The 19,489-nt window shown below is 43.7% G+C and carries 19 protein-coding genes; 7 read left to right on the top strand and 12 right to left on the bottom strand.

The window, feature by feature from the left end; translation table 11 throughout:
• Positions 1-43 precede the first annotated feature (43 nt).
• Positions 44-1,333, top strand: coding sequence for a glutamate-1-semialdehyde 2,1-aminomutase (gene hemL / locus AC23P2_RS13100; RefSeq protein WP_487773755.1), 1,290 nt, complete (start codon positions 44-46; stop codon positions 1,331-1,333).
• Between the two features lie 111 nt (positions 1,334-1,444).
• On the opposite strand, the gene AC23P2_RS13095 is transcribed toward hemL, so the two are convergent.
• The 3 genes from AC23P2_RS13095 to AC23P2_RS13085 are packed head-to-tail and all read right to left on the bottom strand — an operon-like array spanning position 1,445 to position 3,462.
• A complete protein-coding gene (locus AC23P2_RS13095; protein ID WP_487773615.1) occupies positions 1,445-1,903 on the bottom strand; it encodes a DUF6252 domain-containing protein in 459 nt (152 codons plus the stop codon).
• A 24-nt stretch (positions 1,904-1,927) separates the two neighbouring features.
• Positions 1,928-3,196, bottom strand: coding sequence for an outer membrane protein assembly factor BamB family protein (locus AC23P2_RS13090; RefSeq protein ID WP_487773614.1), 1,269 nt, complete (start codon positions 3,194-3,196; stop codon positions 1,928-1,930).
• A gap of 20 nt (positions 3,197-3,216) precedes the next feature.
• Positions 3,217-3,462 carry a hypothetical protein gene (locus AC23P2_RS13085; protein WP_487773613.1) on the bottom strand — a complete coding sequence of 82 codons (246 nt, stop codon included), beginning with the start codon at positions 3,460-3,462 and terminating at the stop codon, positions 3,217-3,219.
• Positions 3,463-3,712: 250 nt separating this feature from the next.
• On the opposite strand from AC23P2_RS13085, the gene AC23P2_RS13080 reads away from it, so the two are divergent.
• Both AC23P2_RS13080 and AC23P2_RS13075 read left to right on the top strand, forming a co-directional pair.
• Positions 3,713-5,152: a DASH family cryptochrome gene (locus AC23P2_RS13080; protein WP_487773612.1), complete on the top strand. Its 1,440-nt coding sequence runs from the start codon at positions 3,713-3,715 to the stop codon at positions 5,150-5,152.
• A 33-nt stretch (positions 5,153-5,185) separates the two neighbouring features.
• Positions 5,186-5,899 (top strand): hypothetical protein, encoded by a 714-nt coding sequence (locus tag AC23P2_RS13075; RefSeq protein WP_487773611.1) that lies wholly within the window; start codon positions 5,186-5,188, stop codon positions 5,897-5,899.
• A gap of 194 nt (positions 5,900-6,093) precedes the next feature.
• Here the strand turns inward: AC23P2_RS13075 and AC23P2_RS13070 are convergent, their stop codons facing one another.
• Positions 6,094-7,272 carry an ATP-binding protein gene (locus tag AC23P2_RS13070; protein WP_487773610.1) on the bottom strand — a complete coding sequence of 393 codons (1,179 nt, stop codon included), beginning with the start codon at positions 7,270-7,272 and terminating at the stop codon, positions 6,094-6,096.
• Positions 7,273-7,437: 165 nt separating this feature from the next.
• On the opposite strand from AC23P2_RS13070, the gene AC23P2_RS13065 reads away from it, so the two are divergent.
• The 3 genes from AC23P2_RS13065 (at position 7,438) to AC23P2_RS13055 (ending at position 11,219) form a co-directional block, all read left to right on the top strand.
• Positions 7,438-8,802, top strand: coding sequence for a dipeptidase (locus tag AC23P2_RS13065; protein ID WP_487773609.1), 1,365 nt, complete (start codon positions 7,438-7,440; stop codon positions 8,800-8,802).
• Positions 8,803-8,966: 164 nt separating this feature from the next.
• Complete coding sequence (gene fbaA, locus AC23P2_RS13060; protein WP_487773608.1) at positions 8,967-10,046, top strand: class II fructose-bisphosphate aldolase; 1,080 nt, start codon at positions 8,967-8,969, stop codon at positions 10,044-10,046.
• 90 nt (positions 10,047-10,136) lie between these two features.
• On the top strand, positions 10,137-11,219 hold the full coding sequence (locus tag AC23P2_RS13055; protein ID WP_472487758.1) for a hypothetical protein: 1,083 nt from the start codon (positions 10,137-10,139) through the stop codon (positions 11,217-11,219).
• Positions 11,220-11,361: 142 nt separating this feature from the next.
• Here AC23P2_RS13055 and AC23P2_RS13050 read toward each other — a convergent pair whose 3' ends face one another.
• The 5 genes from AC23P2_RS13050 to AC23P2_RS13030 all read right to left on the bottom strand — a co-directional run bounded on the left by AC23P2_RS13050 (position 11,362) and on the right by AC23P2_RS13030 (position 14,643).
• Positions 11,362-12,117, bottom strand: a complete 756-nt coding sequence (locus AC23P2_RS13050) for a LytR/AlgR family response regulator transcription factor (protein ID WP_487773607.1) — start codon at positions 12,115-12,117, stop codon at positions 11,362-11,364.
• Between the two features lie 37 nt (positions 12,118-12,154).
• On the bottom strand, positions 12,155-13,180 hold the full coding sequence (locus AC23P2_RS13045) for a sensor histidine kinase (protein ID WP_487773606.1): 1,026 nt from the start codon (positions 13,178-13,180) through the stop codon (positions 12,155-12,157).
• 212 nt (positions 13,181-13,392) lie between these two features.
• Positions 13,393-13,785 carry a T9SS type A sorting domain-containing protein gene (locus AC23P2_RS13040; protein ID WP_487773605.1) on the bottom strand — a complete coding sequence of 131 codons (393 nt, stop codon included), beginning with the start codon at positions 13,783-13,785 and terminating at the stop codon, positions 13,393-13,395.
• Positions 13,786-13,828: 43 nt separating this feature from the next.
• On the bottom strand, positions 13,829-14,239 hold the full coding sequence (locus AC23P2_RS13035; protein ID WP_183974040.1) for a T9SS type A sorting domain-containing protein: 411 nt from the start codon (positions 14,237-14,239) through the stop codon (positions 13,829-13,831).
• 20 nt (positions 14,240-14,259) lie between these two features.
• The gene (locus AC23P2_RS13030) at positions 14,260-14,643 is read right to left on the bottom strand and encodes a T9SS type A sorting domain-containing protein (protein ID WP_487773604.1); all 384 of its coding nucleotides are present in this window, start codon (positions 14,641-14,643) and stop codon (positions 14,260-14,262) included.
• A gap of 685 nt (positions 14,644-15,328) precedes the next feature.
• Here AC23P2_RS13030 and mnmA point away from each other — a divergent pair.
• On the top strand, positions 15,329-16,435 hold the full coding sequence (gene mnmA / locus AC23P2_RS13025) for a tRNA 2-thiouridine(34) synthase MnmA (protein WP_487773603.1): 1,107 nt from the start codon (positions 15,329-15,331) through the stop codon (positions 16,433-16,435).
• Positions 16,436-16,561: 126 nt separating this feature from the next.
• On the opposite strand, the gene AC23P2_RS13020 is transcribed toward mnmA, so the two are convergent.
• The 3 genes from AC23P2_RS13020 to AC23P2_RS13010 all read right to left on the bottom strand — a co-directional run bounded on the left by AC23P2_RS13020 (position 16,562) and on the right by AC23P2_RS13010 (position 19,342).
• The gene (locus AC23P2_RS13020) at positions 16,562-16,942 is read right to left on the bottom strand and encodes a hypothetical protein (protein WP_487773602.1); all 381 of its coding nucleotides are present in this window, start codon (positions 16,940-16,942) and stop codon (positions 16,562-16,564) included.
• A 180-nt stretch (positions 16,943-17,122) separates the two neighbouring features.
• Positions 17,123-17,992: an alpha/beta hydrolase gene (locus AC23P2_RS13015; protein WP_487773601.1), complete on the bottom strand. Its 870-nt coding sequence runs from the start codon at positions 17,990-17,992 to the stop codon at positions 17,123-17,125.
• A 75-nt stretch (positions 17,993-18,067) separates the two neighbouring features.
• Positions 18,068-19,342: an anthranilate phosphoribosyltransferase gene (locus tag AC23P2_RS13010; RefSeq protein ID WP_487773600.1), complete on the bottom strand. Its 1,275-nt coding sequence runs from the start codon at positions 19,340-19,342 to the stop codon at positions 18,068-18,070.
• Between the last annotated feature and the right edge of the window lie 147 nt (positions 19,343-19,489).

Genomic DNA, 19,489 nt, shown 5'->3' with positions numbered 1-19,489 from the left:
CGAGAAAAAGATTATTAACTCAATTATTTTTGCCAAATCAGAAATGCAAATCACTCAAAGTCAAGCACTTTTCGAAAAAGCCAAACAATACATCCCTGGTGGGGTCAACTCGCCTGTACGTGCCTTTCGTGCCGTAGGCGGCTCCCCTATTTTTATTAAATCGGCCAAAGGCCCGTACCTCTACGACGAAGACGGCAACCAATACCTCGAATGTATCAACTCGTGGGGGCCCATGATTTTGGGACACGCCCACGAGCTCATCGAAAAAGCCGTTTCGGATGCCATTCAAAACTCGTTTTCGTTTGGCGCTCCCACCCGCAAAGAAGTTGAAATGGCCGAATTGATTATTAGCATGGTACCTTCGGTCGAAAAAGTACGGATGGTTAACTCGGGCACGGAAGCTACGATGTCGGCCATTCGGGTAGCGAGAGGCTACACGGGCCGCGACAAAATCATCAAGTTTGAAGGCTGTTATCACGGCCACGGCGACAGTTTTTTGATTGCCGCAGGGAGTGGCGCCGTCACGATGGGCGTCCCCGATAGCCCAGGCGTCACCAAAGGCGTCGCCAACGACACACTCACGGCTCCTTTCAACGACCTCGCCGCCCTTACCAACCTCGTCGAAGCCAACAAGGGCGAAGTGGCGGCGCTGATTTTAGAACCTGTGGTTGGGAACATGGGTTGCGTGCTGCCCAACGAAGGCTACCTCCAAGCCATCCGCGACTTGTGTACCAAAGAAGGTATCGTTTTGATTTTTGACGAAGTAATGACAGGATTCCGTTTGGCCAAAGGCGGCGCGCAAGAGCGTTTTGGCATTGTGCCTGACATGACCACGATGGGTAAAATCATTGGGGGAGGGCTGCCCGTAGGTGCTTACGGCGGTAAGCGCGAAATCATGGATTGCGTATCCCCCGCAGGGCCTGTGTATCAAGCAGGTACGCTCTCGGGAAATCCGATTGCGATGTCGGCAGGTTTGGCCATGTTGCGTTACCTCGACAGCCACCCTGAAGTCTATACCCGTCTCGAAGCGGTGGGGACAACCATCACAAACGGTTTCAAAGCATCGCTCCAACAACTCGGACTGAACTATACCATCAACCAAATTGGGTCGATGTTTACGTTGTTTATGACCGACCAGCCCGTGACTGATTTTAGCTCGGCCAAAACGTCCGATTTAGCGTTGTTTGGGCGGTATTTTCAGGCCATGTTGAAGCGCGGCATTTACCTTGCCCCTTCGCAGTTTGAGAGCTTATTTTTCTCGTACGCACTTGAAGACCAGCACGTTCAGCAGTTGATTGAGGCCAACGAAGAAGCGTTGAAAGAGGTGTTATAATTTCTCATTGAGCTAACTCCTACGAGCGCAGAAATAACTGTGTTCGTGGGAGTTAGTCTTCCAGTACATGTACCCTAATGGAGCTTATTTTTTAATGACTGTTAAAGTTGATTATTTAATAGGGAAACTAAACCTACCTTCTTTAATCCTAACCGTTTTAATAGGTGAGCCTCCCGCCAACTCTATCTCAAAACTCCCTGTGATAGCATCTTCGGAAATAGACTCAATGATCATTTTACCCGTCGAATTTCCAGAACTGTACGTAGTGAAGGCATCAAGTGAATAAAACACCAATCCAACTCCGCCTATCCCCAGATTATAAGTACCTGTTGCTGAGGGTTGTTTAGACATTACCAAACTCAATACTTCTTTATTGCTTTTTTGACCTGAATAGAGAATATTTTGCGTTCCATCTGGGTTTTTTACGCCCAAACTACGGCTCACCGTTACAGACTCCCACAGGTTTCCATCAATGGTTGCTTTCAAAAAAAAGGCAGGTTCGACGCTTTTCTTCTTGCAAGACTCTCCCAAAACTAGCAAACACAATAAAATACCAATAAGATGTTTCATAGCTTCAATAGTTAATTATAGATTTTACTTAATCGCCTCAAAACAATACGTATGGTAGCCTGTACGGCTAAAAATCCGCCCCTTTTCACCGTCTTTGCCTGGTAAGCCCGTCACAAAAACTCCGAAATGACCATCCAATTTCCCATCCGTATCTGAGGGAATATCCCACAATAATTTGGTGGTTTTCAACTCCCTTGCGCGAAGGCGACCCTTGGAAAGATAGTACAAAATACCCCCAGCATAGTATGAACTCGTGTAAGAAAGTGTTTCATTGCCCAGTTTCCAAATCTGCTCACCCGTATCGGCATCTACGCAATAAAGTGTACTCATACTATCATACAAAACCATGTAGCGGTTTTCAAAAATCCCCTGTATCTCTGCAAAGCTAGGTAAATCTTTTACCCATAATCGTTTGCCTTTCTGCCAATCCAAACACGTCACTAAATTATCTCCAATCAGATACAGTTTTGACCCTTTTAAAACCAACTTACTTCCATCCATTCCTTGGGGGCGTTCTGGAAATATCCGAAGATGGTCGTATTCCCATATTTTTTTTGTCAAATTGTAAAGCCCCAAATATCCGATAAGTTCGCCTCGATTTGCCCCCAATTCATTAAAAACGACAATCAGCAAAGTATCTTTTCCTGAGACAACAGGCTGTAAATCCATCCCAATTCCTACTGTTTGTTTTGAGATAAGTTCCCGTACATGTTGACGACTATAATTGGGTGACAGAATTTTCTCTTCCTTCCCCGTTTTGATATTGCCCCGATAGATATGGGGTTCCCAAATGCCCTGATTGTATAATTCAAGGGGAGTACCAAACATAAAATACTCATCCCCCAAGCCATAACAGAGCGGAGTACCAGAGTAGTCCGTTGTTTTTTTCCATACGGTAGTACCCGTTTCTACATTGATACAATAGTTTCGTGGCCCTGCATGATACAACAGTAGATTATCTTTGACATAGACTGCTTTACCCCAATAATCACCCACATATATTTCATCATTAAGTCTAATGACATCACGCCAACGCCAAATCGGTTTTCCCGTATCAAGATTGAGCAATCGAAACTCATTTTCCAAAGTAGTGGGGTTGGTATAGTAGGTATCTAACAATCCATTCTTAATAAAATGAACAAAAAATGGCCCAACTCGGGGTCTATTAAAATCTGAAATATTTTCTACTTTCCAAATTGATTTTTTTTGAAAAACCACTCCGTTTTCATCCACTTTTTCAAGGTTAATCCGCTCCTTGCAGGAAGTCATGGTTACGCCCAACAGCGTAACCATAATTGATATAAAAGCCCGTTTCATCGAAAAGCAATAGACATATTTCCTCCTGCGCGATTACCATTGAAAGCAGCATTCAATTCATTCCTTGACAAATCACTCCGTCTCATCTCCTGATGATTATTGCCAGCCAATTCTCGTATATCGGCATTCGACGACCACGCCGTATTTTCGGCTATCTGTGAGCGGCGCGGTACAAGGCCGTCGGTTTGGTCGCGGGCAAATATCGTTACCTCGCGCGTTGTCTCAATGTTAACTAAAGTCATATATAGCTGTTTTAACGTACTGATTTTTAAACAAATACTTCATTTTCAAGCCTTTTTTAGGCTCTGTTCTCAGGTTATTTTCTTAAAAGCAGGGTAAAACAGGGTAATTGTTGGCAAGCTAGAAGCTTTCTTAGAAAAACGCAAGTAGTAGTTGTACTTTTGATTAAACGGTAAAAAAATGTCGTCTTTTTTCAAAACCTACTGCCGAAAGTGTAGTTTTGAACAATAGAACGATTATCCGATTTGTCTTATGCCCAAACGCATTATTTATTGGTTCCGAAACGATTTACGTTTACACGATAACGAAGGCTTTTTCAAAGCAACGCAGAATGCCCAAGAGGTGATTCCTGTCTATGTCTTTGATGCGCGTCAATTTCAGCAACTCGACCGCCTAGGATTTCCCAAAACGGGCACATTTCGGGCAAAATTCCTGCTCGAATCCGTCCAAAACCTGCAAGATAACCTCCGCAAAAAAGGCGGTAACTTGGTCATTCGTACGGGCAAACCTGAGGTTGTCTTGAGCGAACTAGCCCGCGAGTACGCCGCTGAGGCCGTTTACACAAGCAAAGAAGCCGCCCAAGAAGAGGCCGACATCGAAACGGCACTTTCCAAAAAACTCAAAGTCGATAACGTTGGTTTTGAAGTCTTTTGGCAATCTACGCTCTACCACCCCCGCGATCTTCCATTTTGGGTTTCGCGTATTCCTGATACTTTTACGGAGTTTCGCAAAGCAGTCGAAAAACAGTCAAAAATACGCCCGACATTTCCAGCACCTGTGGCCGTTCGCCTACCCGAAGGGATTGAAATTGGAAAAATTCCCGAAATCTACGAACTGATTCTCTTTTCGAGCCTCCCCGTTTCTGACGCCCGTGGCGTGCTTGCTTTTCACGGAGGCGAAACGGAAGGGTTAAAACGCTTACAAAATTATTTTTGGGATACCGATCACCTCAAAGTCTATAAAGAAACCCGCAACGGCCTGCTTGGCGAAGATTATTCTTCTAAGTTTTCGGCTTGGTTGACCTACGGCTGCGTTTCGCCACGCCACATCTACGAAGAAGTAAAACGCTACGAAGCACAGCGTGGCGCCAACGACTCGACCTACTGGCTGGTTTTTGAACTCCTTTGGCGCGACTACTTCCGTTTTATTACCCTAAAATTTGGCGCCCGTATCTTCAAAGTAGCTGGAATCCAACACAATATCCTGCAAAAATGGGAGAACAACCGAGACCTTTTCCAAAAGTGGATAAACGGACAAACGGGAGTGCCTTTTATCGATGCCAACATGCGTGAACTCCAATTGACAGGCTTTATGTCGAACCGTGGACGGCAAAATGTGGCTAGTTTTTTGGCCAAAGATTTACACCTTAACTGGACGTGGGGAGCGGCTTATTTTGAAAGCCAACTCATTGATTATGATGTATGTAGCAACTGGGGTAACTGGAATTATGTAGCGGGTGTGGGCAACGACCCGCGCGAAAATCGCTATTTCAACATTCACACCCAAGCCACACGCTACGACGAAAAAGGTGAGTACGTCAAGACCTGGCTTCCTACCCTGGCAAATGTTCCTGCGTCAAAAATCCATCAAGTTTGGAACCTCAGCCCTGTCGAGCAAAAAACTTTTGGGGTACAGCTCGGCAATGATTATCCCAAACCCATCGTTAATGGCAACAAGTGGTTAAAAAAATAACCCCTTTCTCTTAATCAAATCTACCATAAAACGATGAAAATCAAACACTATCTACCTCTTTTGAGTACGTTTCTTTTTGCCTCAGTCGCTGCTTTTTCGCAGGATTTTATCCCTGCATACGACCGTTTTTCGGGTAAAGAAACCTCTTATCTAACCCTCGAAGACGGCACGAAAATAGAAGGTACACTCGAAGACCTCGACCGCCGCAAAGGCTTAATCGAAGAAGTAACGATTAAAGATGCCAACGGCAAAAAATGGAAATTTACGCCCGACAAAATCAAGTCGATGTACTTGATGCCCAGTGGTTTCTCGAAGTTTTCAACCAACATGGACGTAGGAACTAAGGTTAAGAAATGGGACGCGACTTACATCGACAGTGAAATCATTAAAAAAGGGTATGCCTATTTTGAAAAGGCCAAAGTAGCCATCAAAAAAGACCAAGAAATGCTTTTGATGCAGCTTCTTAACCCAGGTTTTAACAGCAAAATCAAGGTATTTCACGACCCTTTTGCGGCCGAAACCATGCGTGTCGGCATTGGAGGAATGACCATGGCGGGTGGCGACGACAAATCGTACTACGTACAGGTAGGTGACAACGTAGCCAAAAAACTCAAAAAGAAAGACTACGACGACGAATACAAAGTGCTTTATTCGAGCTGCCCTTCTTTGCTCACTAAGGTGGGAGAAAAAGTCCGCTGGACAGAATTTTCTAAAAACGTGTACGAATATACGTTTGAATGCCAGTAATCAATTTAAGGGGTAAAATACAAAGCTACAAGTGACAAGTTTGGAAGCGGCAAAGAGCCAACAAACCGCAACAATTTGAGCATTTTCACGAATAAACAGCCAATTCTAAAATCAGATTTTAGAATTGGCTGTTTATTTTTCACCAAGAATAACTCAAGAAAATCCGTTTACCGCACCAACTTTGGGGTATATTTTTAAGCCAATACCCCCTCTTCTGCCAAATACTTCCACACGGTGGAAATGTTACAAACCCTAAGATTATTTCTTAACCAAAAATCATCAGCTTGTGGCGTAATTACCAAATTTTGATTTGCCTGCAAATCATCCATGGCCACGGTATTACCCCTTGAAAGCGTTGGATGGTTACCATATTTTATTTCAATCGCTACTTTTACTTTGGTATTTTGTACCAACACTAAATCTACTTCTGCTTTATCCTTCGTACGATAAAAGTAGGGCTCCACATCAGAGCGAAGATTAGCTATTATTTGCTGGATAACATACCCTTCCCACGAGCCCCCCAAGGCTATATTTCCCAACAACCCTTCAAAGTTCCGTATGCCCATTAGGTAATGTAACATACCTGTATCTGTAAAAAAAAGCTTTGGTGATTTCACTAAACGTTTGCTTATGTTGACAGAATATGGGTACAAGCGACGAATTAAAAGAGCAGATTCTAGAAAATCAATGTAGGTTTTTACCGTAGGAAGTGTGATATTCAACGAATTAGCCAAATCAGTGTATGTCAACAGCCCACCTTGCACGTTAGTTAGCATACTTAATAAATTTCGAACTGTGACAGGCGTTGCAGTCAATCCTAAAGCAGGCAAATCTCGTTCAACATAGGTCTGAATAAAACCTCTAAACCATAATTCCATTGCTTTGTCATTGGGTGCCAATAGCGCGTCAGGAAATCCTCCTCTGAACCAATGATCTTGGTACCTAATTCCCGCATGAACTACCTCCCGAATATGCAGGGGAGCCATTTCCAAATACAGTATTCGCCCAGCGAGTGATTCGGAGCTCTGTCTTAACAAATCGGGTGAAGCCGACCCCAGTAGAATAAATCGGCCTGGACGCCGATTTTTATCAATCATCGAGCGTAACAACGGAAATAATTCTGGCATTCGTTGAATCTCATCTAACACCACTACTTTTTCCTCATGTTCTTCAAAGTACAAATCGGGCGCAGTTTGAAGCTTCGCATAGTCGGCAAAGTACTCTAAATCTAAATAGATGCTTGGTCGGTTGATTTCACGAATCAGCGATTTTACAAAAGTAGTCTTTCCAACTTGCCGAGGCCCCAAAATGGCAACGCTTGGTAGGTAAGCCAATGCCTCCGTCACTTCTGTATAAATGCTTCTTGTAATCATAGTTTTTTCAAAATAAACAGACAAAATTAAAATTTCATTTTAGAATTGTCTGTTTATTTGCTCATAAAGATTATTTTTTACCAAGAATAACTCAAGAAAATCCGTTTACCGCACTAACTTTGGGGCAAACGGATTCCAACAAACAAGAACGTTATATACCAAAAGATGACAAACTACATCGAAGCCAACAAAGATAGATTTTTGAGCGAGTTGCTCGACTTGCTCCGCATTCCATCGGTCAGTGCCGATCCTAAATTCAAAGACGATGTGCGCCGCTGTGCCGAAGCTGTCAAAGAGGCCATTCTGAAAGCAGGGGCTGACCTCGCCGAAATCCACGAAACGCCAGGCCACCCAGTGGTTTATGGAGAAAAAATCATTGACCCTTCGCTCCCCACGGTATTAATCTATGGTCACTACGACGTGCAGCCCGCCGACCCATACGAGCTTTGGGACTCGCCACCGTTTGAACCAGTAATCAAAAACGAGCGGATTTATGCCCGTGGTGCTTGCGACGATAAAGGACAGTTTTACATGCACATCAAAGCCCTCGAAACGATGGTGGAAACGGGCACCTTAACTTGCAATGTCAAAATCATGATTGAAGGGGAAGAAGAGGTAGGCTCTGACCACCTCGGAACGTTTGTGAGAGAAAACAAAGAAAAACTCAAAGCCGACGTTATCCTCATTTCGGACACCAGCATCATTGCCAACGACACGCCTTCCATTGAAGTAGGTTTACGCGGGCTGACTTACCTCGAAGTAGAAGTAACGGGTGCCAATCGCGACCTCCACTCGGGCGTGTATGGTGGAGCTGTAGCCAATCCTATTAATGTACTTTGCGAAATGATTGCGTCGTTGAAAGACGAAAACAACCACATTACGATTCCAGGGTTTTATGACAAAGTACAAGAACTAAGCGCCGACCAACGCACCGCACTCAACGAAGCACCGTTTGATTTGGACGAATACAAGCGTGACTTGGCCATCGACGAAATTGAAGGCGAAACGGGATATACCACCATCGAGCGTACAGGCATCCGTCCTACCCTTGATGTGAATGGGATTTGGGGAGGATATATTGGAGAAGGTGCCAAAACGGTATTGCCTTCTAAAGCCTACGCCAAAATCAGTATGCGCCTCGTACCCGACCAACATAACGACGAAATTTTGGAGATTTTTACCCAACATTTCTTGTCGATTGCGCCGCCGTCGGTCAAAGTTGTTGTAAAACCCCACCACGGTGGACTTCCGTACGTTACCCCCGTTGACTCGGTCGAGTACCGTGCCGCAGAACTTGCCATGAAAGAAGCATGGGGCGGCAAGCAACCTGTGCCTACGCGTGGCGGCGGAAGTATTCCGATTGTGGCATTGTTTGAACAAGAGTTGGGTTTAAAGTCTATTTTGATGGGCTTCGGGCTTGACATTGACGCCCTTCACTCACCCAACGAAAGCTACGGTTTGTTCAATTTTTACAAGGGAATTGAAACCATTCCATTGTTTTTCAAGCATTATGCTGCATTGAAACGATAATTGACGTCAATAATTCTCTCTGTCGCGACGAGTAGGGTTTCTTAAATGAAGCCCTACATCAGGGTTTTTCGTTAAAAATTCCCTATTTTGCATCGCTAACACTCGTTAGTCGGAAAACCCACCGTAAAAATTAAACATTTCCTTTAAAAAAGATTATTTTTCCTATGAGCGAAACTTCAAGCCTCTTCAAAGCGGGCGTCGTAACAGGAGATGGTGTGAGCGAACTTTTTCGTCATGCCAACCAAAATGACTACGCCCTTCCTGCTGTCAACGTAGTAGGCACCAACTCCATCAATGCAGTTCTAGAAACAGCGAAAAAAGTAAACTCGCCTGTCATCGTCCAATTCTCAAACGGCGGTGGAATTTTCTACGCAGGAAAGAGCATTTCAAACGCGAACCAACAAGCTGCCATTGCGGGCTCAATCTCAGGTGCAATGCACGTTCACCAAATGGCTGAGTTGTATGGTGTTCCAGTAATTTTGCACACCGACCACTGCGCAAAAAAATTACTTCCTTGGATTGACGGTTTGTTGGATGCAGGCGAAAGATATTTTGACCAACATGGTAAGCCTTTGTTTAGCTCACACATGATTGACTTGTCAGAAGAGCCTATCGAAGAAAACATCGAAATCTGTTCAAAATATTTTGAGCGTATGTCAAAACTTGGAATGACGCTTGAAATCGAACTAGGCGTAACGGGTGGCGAAGAAGATGGCGTGGATAACACCGACGTAGATAGCTCTAAACTATACACTCAGCCTTCGGAAGTAGCGTATGCGTACGAAGAATTGAGCAAAATTTCGGACAAATTTACCATTGCGGCAGCCTTCGGAAACGTACACGGCGTGTATAAGCCAGGTAACGTAAAATTGGCTCCAATTATCTTGAAAAATTCTCAAGACTATATCCAAGAAAAGTTCGGAACAGGGCCACTTCCAGTAAACTTCGTCTTCCACGGAGGTTCGGGAAGTAGCCGCGAGGAAATCCGCGAGGCCATCCAATACGGCGCTATCAAGATGAACATTGACACCGATATGCAGTGGTCAACTTGGGAAGGTGTCTTGAAATATTACAAGTCAAAAGAAGGATACTTGCAGTCACAGTTGGGGAACCCAGAAGGATCAGACTCTCCCAATAAAAAATATTATGACCCACGCGTATGGCTTCGTAAAGGCGAAGAAAGCATGGTTGACCGCCTTGCAGTTGCTTTTGAAGACCTAAATTGTATCAACCGATTGGGATAATTTCGGCGTGATTTTTGTACTAGAAAAGCGGTGAAAATAAAATTTTCACCGCTTTTTCATTTTACCCCTTTTTTCATTTATTTTTAGTGCATGAACGACGCCATACTTCAGTACTACCTACCCCATCAGCTCTCGCCCAAACGCCTCGACCGCTACCTCGCATCAGGCTGGTTTCGGACTGTAAATATGCTATTTAGAGCAAAGGTAACGTGCTTCGATAACGACATATGCTCCCCCATCAATATCCGTATCAACCTCGCGGAGCATGAGCATTCGAAGCGCATGAGAAAACTACTGAATAAGAACGGAAAGCTTTTTCGGCACGAAATTCGCAAGGCAACCATTACCCGCGAAAAAGAAGAGCTATTCCACCAACACCAACGTCGATTCAGAAGTTTTTTGAGTAATTCTTTGGAAGAATTTTTGGTACTTACACCACGCTTCGAAACCTACGAAATCGACGTTTATGACGATGACCGACTGATTGCCATCAGCTACTTTGACCAAGGCCACAACAGCCTGATGAGTCTGCTGGGGCTGTTTGACCCAGGTTATTCTTCGTACAGTTTGGGGATTTATACCATGCTTCTCGAAATGGAATATGCCAAATCGACCGAACGTCAGTGGTACTATCCTGGCTATGTTCACGAACGGCCTTCTATTTACGATTATAAACTTCGAATCGGAAAACCCGAAATTTACGATTGGCAAAGTCGCCGCTGGCTTCGCCACATCGACCCGCATAAATTACCTAACTGGGCCGACCACATCAAGAACCGTACTTACGCGCTTGAACACGCCCTGCAAATGGTAGAAATTAGTTTCCAACGCAAAGTTTATCTTTTCTTTGGTTGGCATTATTTCAATTCTCTCTACGAACAACTATTCCACTGCCCACTTATGCTTGTCTTGTCTGACGGGCGCGTGGTGGCTTACGACGTAGAACGCGATCAGTACGTATGCGCCAAATTGGAGATTTACGTACCATTCCGCGATATTCAAATGACATTGGCTCCCGATTTTGACGTATCAGTGCATCACACGGACGTCATGCGGGTTGTCGAATTTACCTATCGTACCGCAAGTGCCAACGACATGGTGAATTATATTTGGAAAACCACCTACCCGCAACAAGAGATTAGCTGGTGGATCAAATCAAAATTAATGAACTAGCAAACTTGCCAAGTTTCTACTCCGACGCAATCAAACTTGGCAAGTTTTTACTCAGACTCAAACCAAACTTGCCAAGTTTCTACTCCGACGCAATCAAACTTGGCAAGTTTTTACTCAGACTCAAACCAAACTTGGCAAGTTTCTAGGCATCTAGCCATTTTTTAAAATTCTCTGCTTTTTCGCGGCTCACGTAGATTTCATCATCATCACGGTGACGAAGTTTGATTTTTAATCGCCCATTAAAATGCGGCTCAATGCGCTCAATAGCCGAAATTTGGCTCAAATACTTCCGATTGAGTCTAAAAAATTGTTTCGGATTTAACTTTTGCTCCAGCTCGTCGAGGGTATCGTCCACAAAATACTTCTTTTGCTCTTTGGTCACCAAAAATACCACTTTGTCTTCCGCGTATAAATACGCCACTTCGGGCACTTCTACCACGTCGAAGCGCGCACCTGCTTTCAGCAAAAAACGCGACTTCCAGTCGGTGCGTTGGCTCAACATCGCCTCTAACACTTTCCCGATTTTGTCCTGAGAATTGGCCGCTTGCTGTTGATTAAATTTCTCAAAAGCGGCCTCTAATTCATCCTTCTCAATTGGTTTTAACAAATAATCGACGCTATTTACCTTAAACGCTCGAATGGCATATTCGTCATAAGCCGTCGTAAAAATGATGGGCGCTGTTATATCGACCTGTTGAAACAACTCAAACGACAGGCCGTCGGCGAGTTGAATATCCATTAAAATCAAGTCGGGCTGCGGGTTTTCGTTCAACCATTTTGCCGCAGTTCGCACACTTTCCAGTTTAGCCAAAATAACCGCTTGGGGTTCAATATACTTGACGAGTGCTTCCAATCGCTTGGCCGCCAAAGGCTCATCTTCTAAAATAACAATGTTCATTGTTGAAAGCGTTTAAGTTATACTTTTCTTCTGATTATTAGTAACCAGAAGCACCGAAGCCAGAGGCGCTACAAAAAGGAATACTTACTTCAAAAAAATCAACAGTTTCTTTCACCTCAACAGGTGCAGACGTAACGAGCTTATAGCGACTTTTCAGGTTACTTAATCCAATGCCCGTTGATTCCAAAAACTGCTTATTTTTGGGTTGAAACGTATTTCGAACCACTACTCGATCTCCATCAACAAACAACGAAATCGTCAAAGGCTTTTCGCTAGAACATTCATTGTGTTTCAACGCATTTTCCACCAACGTCAGCAGCCCTTGGGTGACAATCGAACGGGTTCCATCTGCTTTATCAACTGACAAATCATATTGTAAATTTTCCCCGAAACGCATTTTATGAATAAACAAATATGCCTCCACGATTTTAAGCTCCGTTCCCAACTCCACCGTTACGCGGTCGTTGTTTTGTAAATTATAACGAAATACTTTAGAAAGCCTTTCGACCAAATTTACCGCATTTTCGGGGTCTTCGGGAATAAGCGCACTCAGGATATTGAGCGAATTAAACAAAAAATGGGGATTTACCTGATTTTTGAGGGCGTCATATTCTGCCCTAAGCAGCGCCTGATTGAGTTGTTCTTGTTGGAGTAATGACTTTTTCCAGCGGTCGGTCAATTGCTGAATCACATACACCGACGTAAATGCAATGGTCATCAAGACGTACGTCAGGCCGCTTGAGACATAGACTCGGGCGGGAAATGCTTCTTTTTTTACCAATTGAATAATTATTAACACCAACGTACTGATGATAATTGCCACGAGCACACATACCAGTACATAGGCACCCAGCATCCGCTGCACGGGCCAGTTGGCCGCACGGCGCATCAACAACGGCATCAAGTATTCTTGAATGCGGCTAATCGCCAGGGCTGATGCAAAAATAAGTAGTGTCCACGTCCAGTTTACCTCACCTGTTTTGAGGTTTGTATTCAAGAGTAAAATCAACGCTGCCGAAATCGACCAGCTAATAGCATCAGTTCGGTTAATGGCAAACTTCATCGGTGTTTTTCTCCCATTCATAAAAGCCAAAGTAAAGGAATTATTTAGTATCAAAACTACAACATCCCGTAAATTGTACCACACACATCTACGACGACCCGTCGGATGTACGGTGTGAACTGTCGGAACCAAGGAGTCAACAAAAAACGGGTGATACTAAGTAGGAATCCTACTCAGCATCACCCGATGCGCACACTTAACACTCCTATTTGTTACTGAACCGTCACTTTCCGTTCGATTTCAATTTTTTTGGACACCACATTCAATTGTTTTACTACACGGTTTTGGCCCGACTCAATTTCCAAATTATACACCCCATCCGACAACTCATTGATGTTGAATTTGGCCGAGTAATTCATCTCGTTTTTAGCCACCGTTTGTTTGAAAAGCACATCACCATTGGCATCTTTAAGCGTCAAAAACACTTTTGCAGGTGCGTTTTTTCGGATGGCTACTTTAATTTTAGCGTCGTTTGTCACGTAAGCGCTGCTTTCAAAAGCAGCTTCGGGACGAGTGGATGTTTTTTCTTCTTTTGTAGGGTGAGCAAAAGCTACCGTAGAAGTAAGCGCCAAAGCGCAAGCAATTGATTTGATGAACGTTTTCATGGTTTGACTGTTTTAAATTGGCTGTGATTATGAAAGAAAAAAATTAATTTACTGAAATAACGCGTTCGGTCTCCGACTTTGGTGAAGTCAAATGGAGGTGTTTGACAACGCGGTCTTGATTGGTGGCAATTTCGAGCTTGTAATTACCATCTGACAAGTCATTTACGTTAATTTTAGCAGCGTACGACATTTCGTTTTGGGTGATTGTTTCACGGTACAAAATGACGTTTTTAGCATCCCGTAGCGTAATATATACGCGCTCTGGCGCATTTTTTTTCACGGCCAAGCGTATGGCCGCATCCTTCGTTACAAACGCACTGGTTTCAAAAGTTACTCCTGTTCGGTTGTCCGAAACCCGACTAACTTTTTTTTCCCCAACCCTTGGACCTGCAAAAGCCACAGTGGATGCTGTCAGGAGGAGCCCCCCTAAAAAAATGTTTGATAAGAATTTCATGGCAGTGGATTAAATGGCTGTTACTTATTGAGTTTTACATTACGAACTGCCTCTTGTTTGGCAGACTGGATTGACACTTTTTTCTGGATTTTGTCTTTCCCTGAAGTTACTTCTAAGGTGTATTCACCTTCTTCGAGCTGACTTACGTCAAAACGCGCATCGTACTTTTCTGACTTTTTGCTCATTACATCTTCGTGCAAGATGTTTTGCTTTGCATCGCGGAGGGTAATGACGGCCCTTTCGCCCTGTCCTTTACGCACCGCCATCTGAATTTTGGCTTCCTTTGTAGTAAATACGCCGATTTGAATCGGTTTCGCTTTTTTCTCTTCTGTTGGATCAGAAGCAAAAGTGGCAGTTGAACCAAGCGCTAAAGCGCAAACGAGTGTTGTTACGAAAGTTTTCATGGTTTTGGAAATTTAAAATTGGCTGTGTTGTGTATGATTAAAATTTGATTTTCAATGGCTGTTGTCTTAATGACGTTACAAAGATGCTTGTTTTATTTAGTACCTTGCAATACAAAGTACACAAGCGGTACTTAAAAAGGATGGGTGGCAAATGCCTGTTTTGTTATGTAATGAGGGAAATTTGAGTGAATGAATTACTTGTCTTCATGGCTGTAAAAAAAAATCTTGATGGCTGTTGTTAAATACTGTCTATCGTTCAAAAGGTTACATCGCTGTTATAATTATTTACTTTCAAAGGTTGTGCCAGTTATGCCACTCACCTTATCTTGTTGATTATCAATTAGTTGTAAAATTTTAACTATTTTAAATTTGTCCGTTTCCGAACATTTTAAATTGCAATAGCGGACACTTCGCTTTGTTTATGCTGTCATTCAGTAATTTCAATGAACCCTTCTGGTTGTTAACGCAATCTAATGATGCAAATGTATAACGGAAGGTTGCATCCAAGAATAAAAATGTGTTAAATCATCCTTTTCGGGGGATGAAACGTTTAAAATATCTTACAAGTCGTCTCGAAACGAACTTTAAAAGGATGCATGTCGTTACGATTTTCATGGCTATTTTTGCAGCCACAATATTTTTTTCAACTAATTCGGCGGACTTTGAATCCGTTTAGAACACACAAATGAGCAAACACGGACGTATTTTGGTCGCCATGAGTGGCGGCATCGACAGCTCTCTCGCATCTGTCTTATTGCACGAGCAAGGCTACGAAGTAATTGGCATGACCATGAAAACCTGGGACTATGCCAGCAGCGGCGGTACCAAAAAAGAAACGGGTTGCTGCTCGCTCGATTCTATCAACGACGCCCGCACCATTGCCGTTGAGCTTGGCTTCCCTCATTATATATTAGATATTCGTAACGAGTTTGGTGACTATGTAATCGACCACTTTACGGGTGAATATTTGGAAGGACGCACGCCCAACCCTTGCGTGTTGTGTAATACCCACATCAAATGGGATGCGCTCCTACGCCGCGCCGACCGCCTCGACTGTGAGTTTATTGCCACAGGACACTACGCCAACCTCCGCGAAGAAAACAGTCGGTTTGTCGTATCAAAAGGCATTGATGCTTGGAAAGACCAGAGTTATGTGCTTTGGGGTGTATCGCAGGAGAGCTTGGCACGCACGAAGTTGCCTTTGGGGAATTTGCACAAAAGCGAAATCCGTGAAATGGCCAAAGAGCGTGGTTTTATGGATTTGGTCAACAAATCGGAAAGCTATGAAATTTGTTTTGTGCCCGACAACGACTACCGTGGCTTCCTCAAACGCCGCTTACCCGAGCTCGAAGGACAAGTAGCGGGCGGAAATTACGTACTCCAAGACGGAACTGTGGTAGGAAAACACGAAGGGTATCCTTTTTACACCATCGGGCAGCGCAAAGGCTTAGGCATCGCGTTGGGGTATCCTATTTTCGTGACTGAAATTCGCAAAGAAACCAACGAAGTAGTGCTAGGTCGCGACAAAGAACTTGAGCGAAATGGCATGTATGTTTCAAAACTAAACCTTCAAAAATACGCACGTATTGAGTCGCCCATCGAAACCATCACGAAAGTACGGTACAAACACGACGGCGCTCCTGCCCTCATTACCCAAGTCGAAGACGACCGCATCAAGGTTCGTTTCCACGAATCGGTAAGCGCCATTGCTCCAGGGCAGGCGGCAGTTTTCTACGAAGGCGACGACGTGGTAGGCGGAGGCTGGATCAGCAAAAGCTTCAATGAAGAATAGTTTTTAATGTCGAACGTCGAGTGCAGAATGTCGAATTGAATGTCGAGCGTCGAGTGCAGAATGTCGAATGGATTTTTATTCGACATTCTGCACTCTGCACTCGACATTCTGTTATTGGCATTTTTATTAGCGTATTGCGTTCTTAATCTCTTCTCCTAGTTGTTTCATTTTTCGTAGTGAGCTTGCAGAGTTTTCCCGTTTGTCAAATTTAATTCTCAACTTCCCAGGAGATGATTTGATGTAAAAAAACATGTCATTTCCAGGGTTAATGTCACCGTCTATTTCGGCATTCACAAATGACATCCCCGACGGGTCAAGGCATTTATCCAAACACTTTTGAACGTTCCTTGCTTTGTCCTTGGGATAATCTGCCGATACTTTATAGATATTGTCCGAATCACTCACACTGATACTCACATTGTCACCGTTGGCCTCCTTGACAAAATACGGGAGACTCGCTATTCCGACTATAATACAAAAGGTAGCAAAGAAGACGGTTGTTTTCATAGCATTACTTATTAAACTTGATGGATGGTTGTTAATTTACCCACGAATATATGCTATGAAAGATACTTTGCAATACATAGTACCTTGTTGTAGTAAAATATTTTTATAAACGGCGACAAACAAGGATAAACGGAAACAAAAAATCCCTCAGCCAAAGCCGAGGGATTTTTTGTTTTTTGATCAATATTGATGGAAAGCATCCGAAATAAAGCCCAATACTTCGGGCAGGGCACGGCGCCAATACGTCCAAGTATGTCCCCCATCATGGATACGAAACTCGTGCGGAATCTCTTTTTTCTTCATCGCGATGTGTACCAACGAGTTGCCTTCATAAAGGAAATCATCGTCGCCACAGTCGATATACCAACGAACTGCCTTTTTCTTATCATCTGGAACGGCATTGATAAGCTCCAGTACACTTTGGCGTTTGTAATACGCATCCACTTCTGCATCGGTATATTCAACTTCGGGTTTAGCGCGTTTTAAAGTGGCCTTGGTCATTTCCAAATTCATAGGCCCAGTGGCAGCACTTAAAGGACAAGCCGATGAAAAAAGTTCGGGACGGCGAAGCGCATACGTAAACGTACCGCCTCCCCCCATCGACAAGCCCGCAATAGCCCTAAAACGCTTTTCAGGTTTGGTTCGGTAGTTCTTTTCAATGTAAGGCATCAATTCTTGAAAGAAAAAATCTTCGTACCGCCATTCGTTTTTAGGGTCATTGGCGTAGCCGCGTTGTCCTGTATTGGCATCTGGCATCACAATAATCATCGGAGTGGCTTTACCTTCAGCAAATGCTTTGTCGGCAATATGCTGCACTTCACCGAATTGCACCCAACCCGTTTGGTCATCTCCTGCGCCGTGTAGCAAATACAACACAGGATAGCTCCGCTGAGAGGCTTCATAGTTGGGAGGAAGATAAATGGCAAACTTGCGGTCGCTCTTGAGGATTTTACTCGGTAAACTCAGGTTGTCATATACTTTTGACTGCGCAAAAACTCCTTGCCCTACCAACAGCGAAGCAACGGCAATCATACAAAAGGCTTTTTTCATTTTCTTCAAGAGTTAAGTGATTGGTTTATCCCAAAAGACACCTTTCCTCTTATTTATACCCTTTGTGTACTTTACTCAGTACCCAATCTGATTTTCAATCCAGTCAAGTCCACGCATATACAAGGTTTTGGCATAATTGACACGGTTATCAAAATCATGGTAATCGGTACGGCCATTGTGCAAATACTTACGAATCAGCGTGGCGTTAACCTCAGCCGTGGGATTTGCGACAACATCATCGGCTTCCGTACGGAACTGCGAAAACATCGGAAAATCGTGCTCCAAGTGCGTAAAAAACAAATGTCCATTGGCATTTCTTACGGCACACAGCAAGCCATTGGCTTTGGAAGTGGCAGGGGCAAGGCTTCCCTCCAACCCACGTTTAAGCACCATCACGCCGTCAAAACCTGCCATCAAAGCCAACTCGGCCATTTTCATTTGGTACGTAATATGAAACACCGACGTCACCAATATACGAGCACCGCAAGGATTTAATACCTTTTCGAGGGTAGCCAAAAACGGGCGTTTTATGGACGTTCGGCGGCGTTCAACCCAACCATCAAGGGCGGGAGAAAGCAATTTTTGGTCGAGTACCCAGCCATAAGTAGGATTCATTTCGAGCAACTCGTGGTTGTCGGCCAGCAACCAACTGCCCATATATAAATATAAATCGTGGGAATTAAGTCCATATTTGGGCCCCGACGACCGTCCAAGTGCCGTAACAGCGTTGTAATTTCGTTCCTGAAAAAAGTAAGCCAACAGCGGTGTAATCATGTACGAATGTTCCACGCCATCAAATGGTTCGGCCAGTTGTACAATGGGGAATTTGGTTTTGACGTGCCGCTGAAACCCAGGCGTAAAAGTAGTTTTCACGGCATCGTACAAACCTTCGTATTCATCGTTTGTCTCGTATCGTACCCGAAGAATACTGACGGCCATTCCTTTAAAAGTTTCACAGCAATCGCTTGTAAATAAAAAATCCCCCAACTGATGCGCTTCTGACACTTGTAGTGAATGCCCGTTTAGCAGCTTCACCCCAATCGGAAACAATTGGGGTGGCAAATCTGGACATAGTCGGTTTAGAAAAAACACAGGGTTGCTAAACGCGTGTTTACCTATATATTCTTCTAATTTTAACTCTGCTTCGGTCGGGCCTTTCATCATCAGTGCACCAAAAAAGATGCCTTTTTGTAGATGACTAGCTGCACCTCGGTGAAGTTCGGTCAAACACTCTTCCACCAATTCGGCAGAAAGTGATTTGCTTCCATGTTTTCCTATCCCTACTTGTCGAATTCCTTTCGCAAGAGGTGTATCTATATTGTATTTTAAGGCGAAATCTGTTGCTGTCACAATTACTTATAGATTACTTAGTTTAAAAACTAATATTATCAAATATTACGATTTACTATTTTCAAATAGTACTTTTTCAAAGAAACTTTTTGAAAATATAAAGAACTTTTGACTTTTTACTCAAAAAACGAAACTAAAATTTGGCAG

Source organism: Runella sp. R0.1_18, from assembly GCF_057652155.1.
The sequence above is the reverse complement of the archived record's forward strand: the minus strand, read 5'-3'. Positions and strand labels throughout refer to the sequence as shown.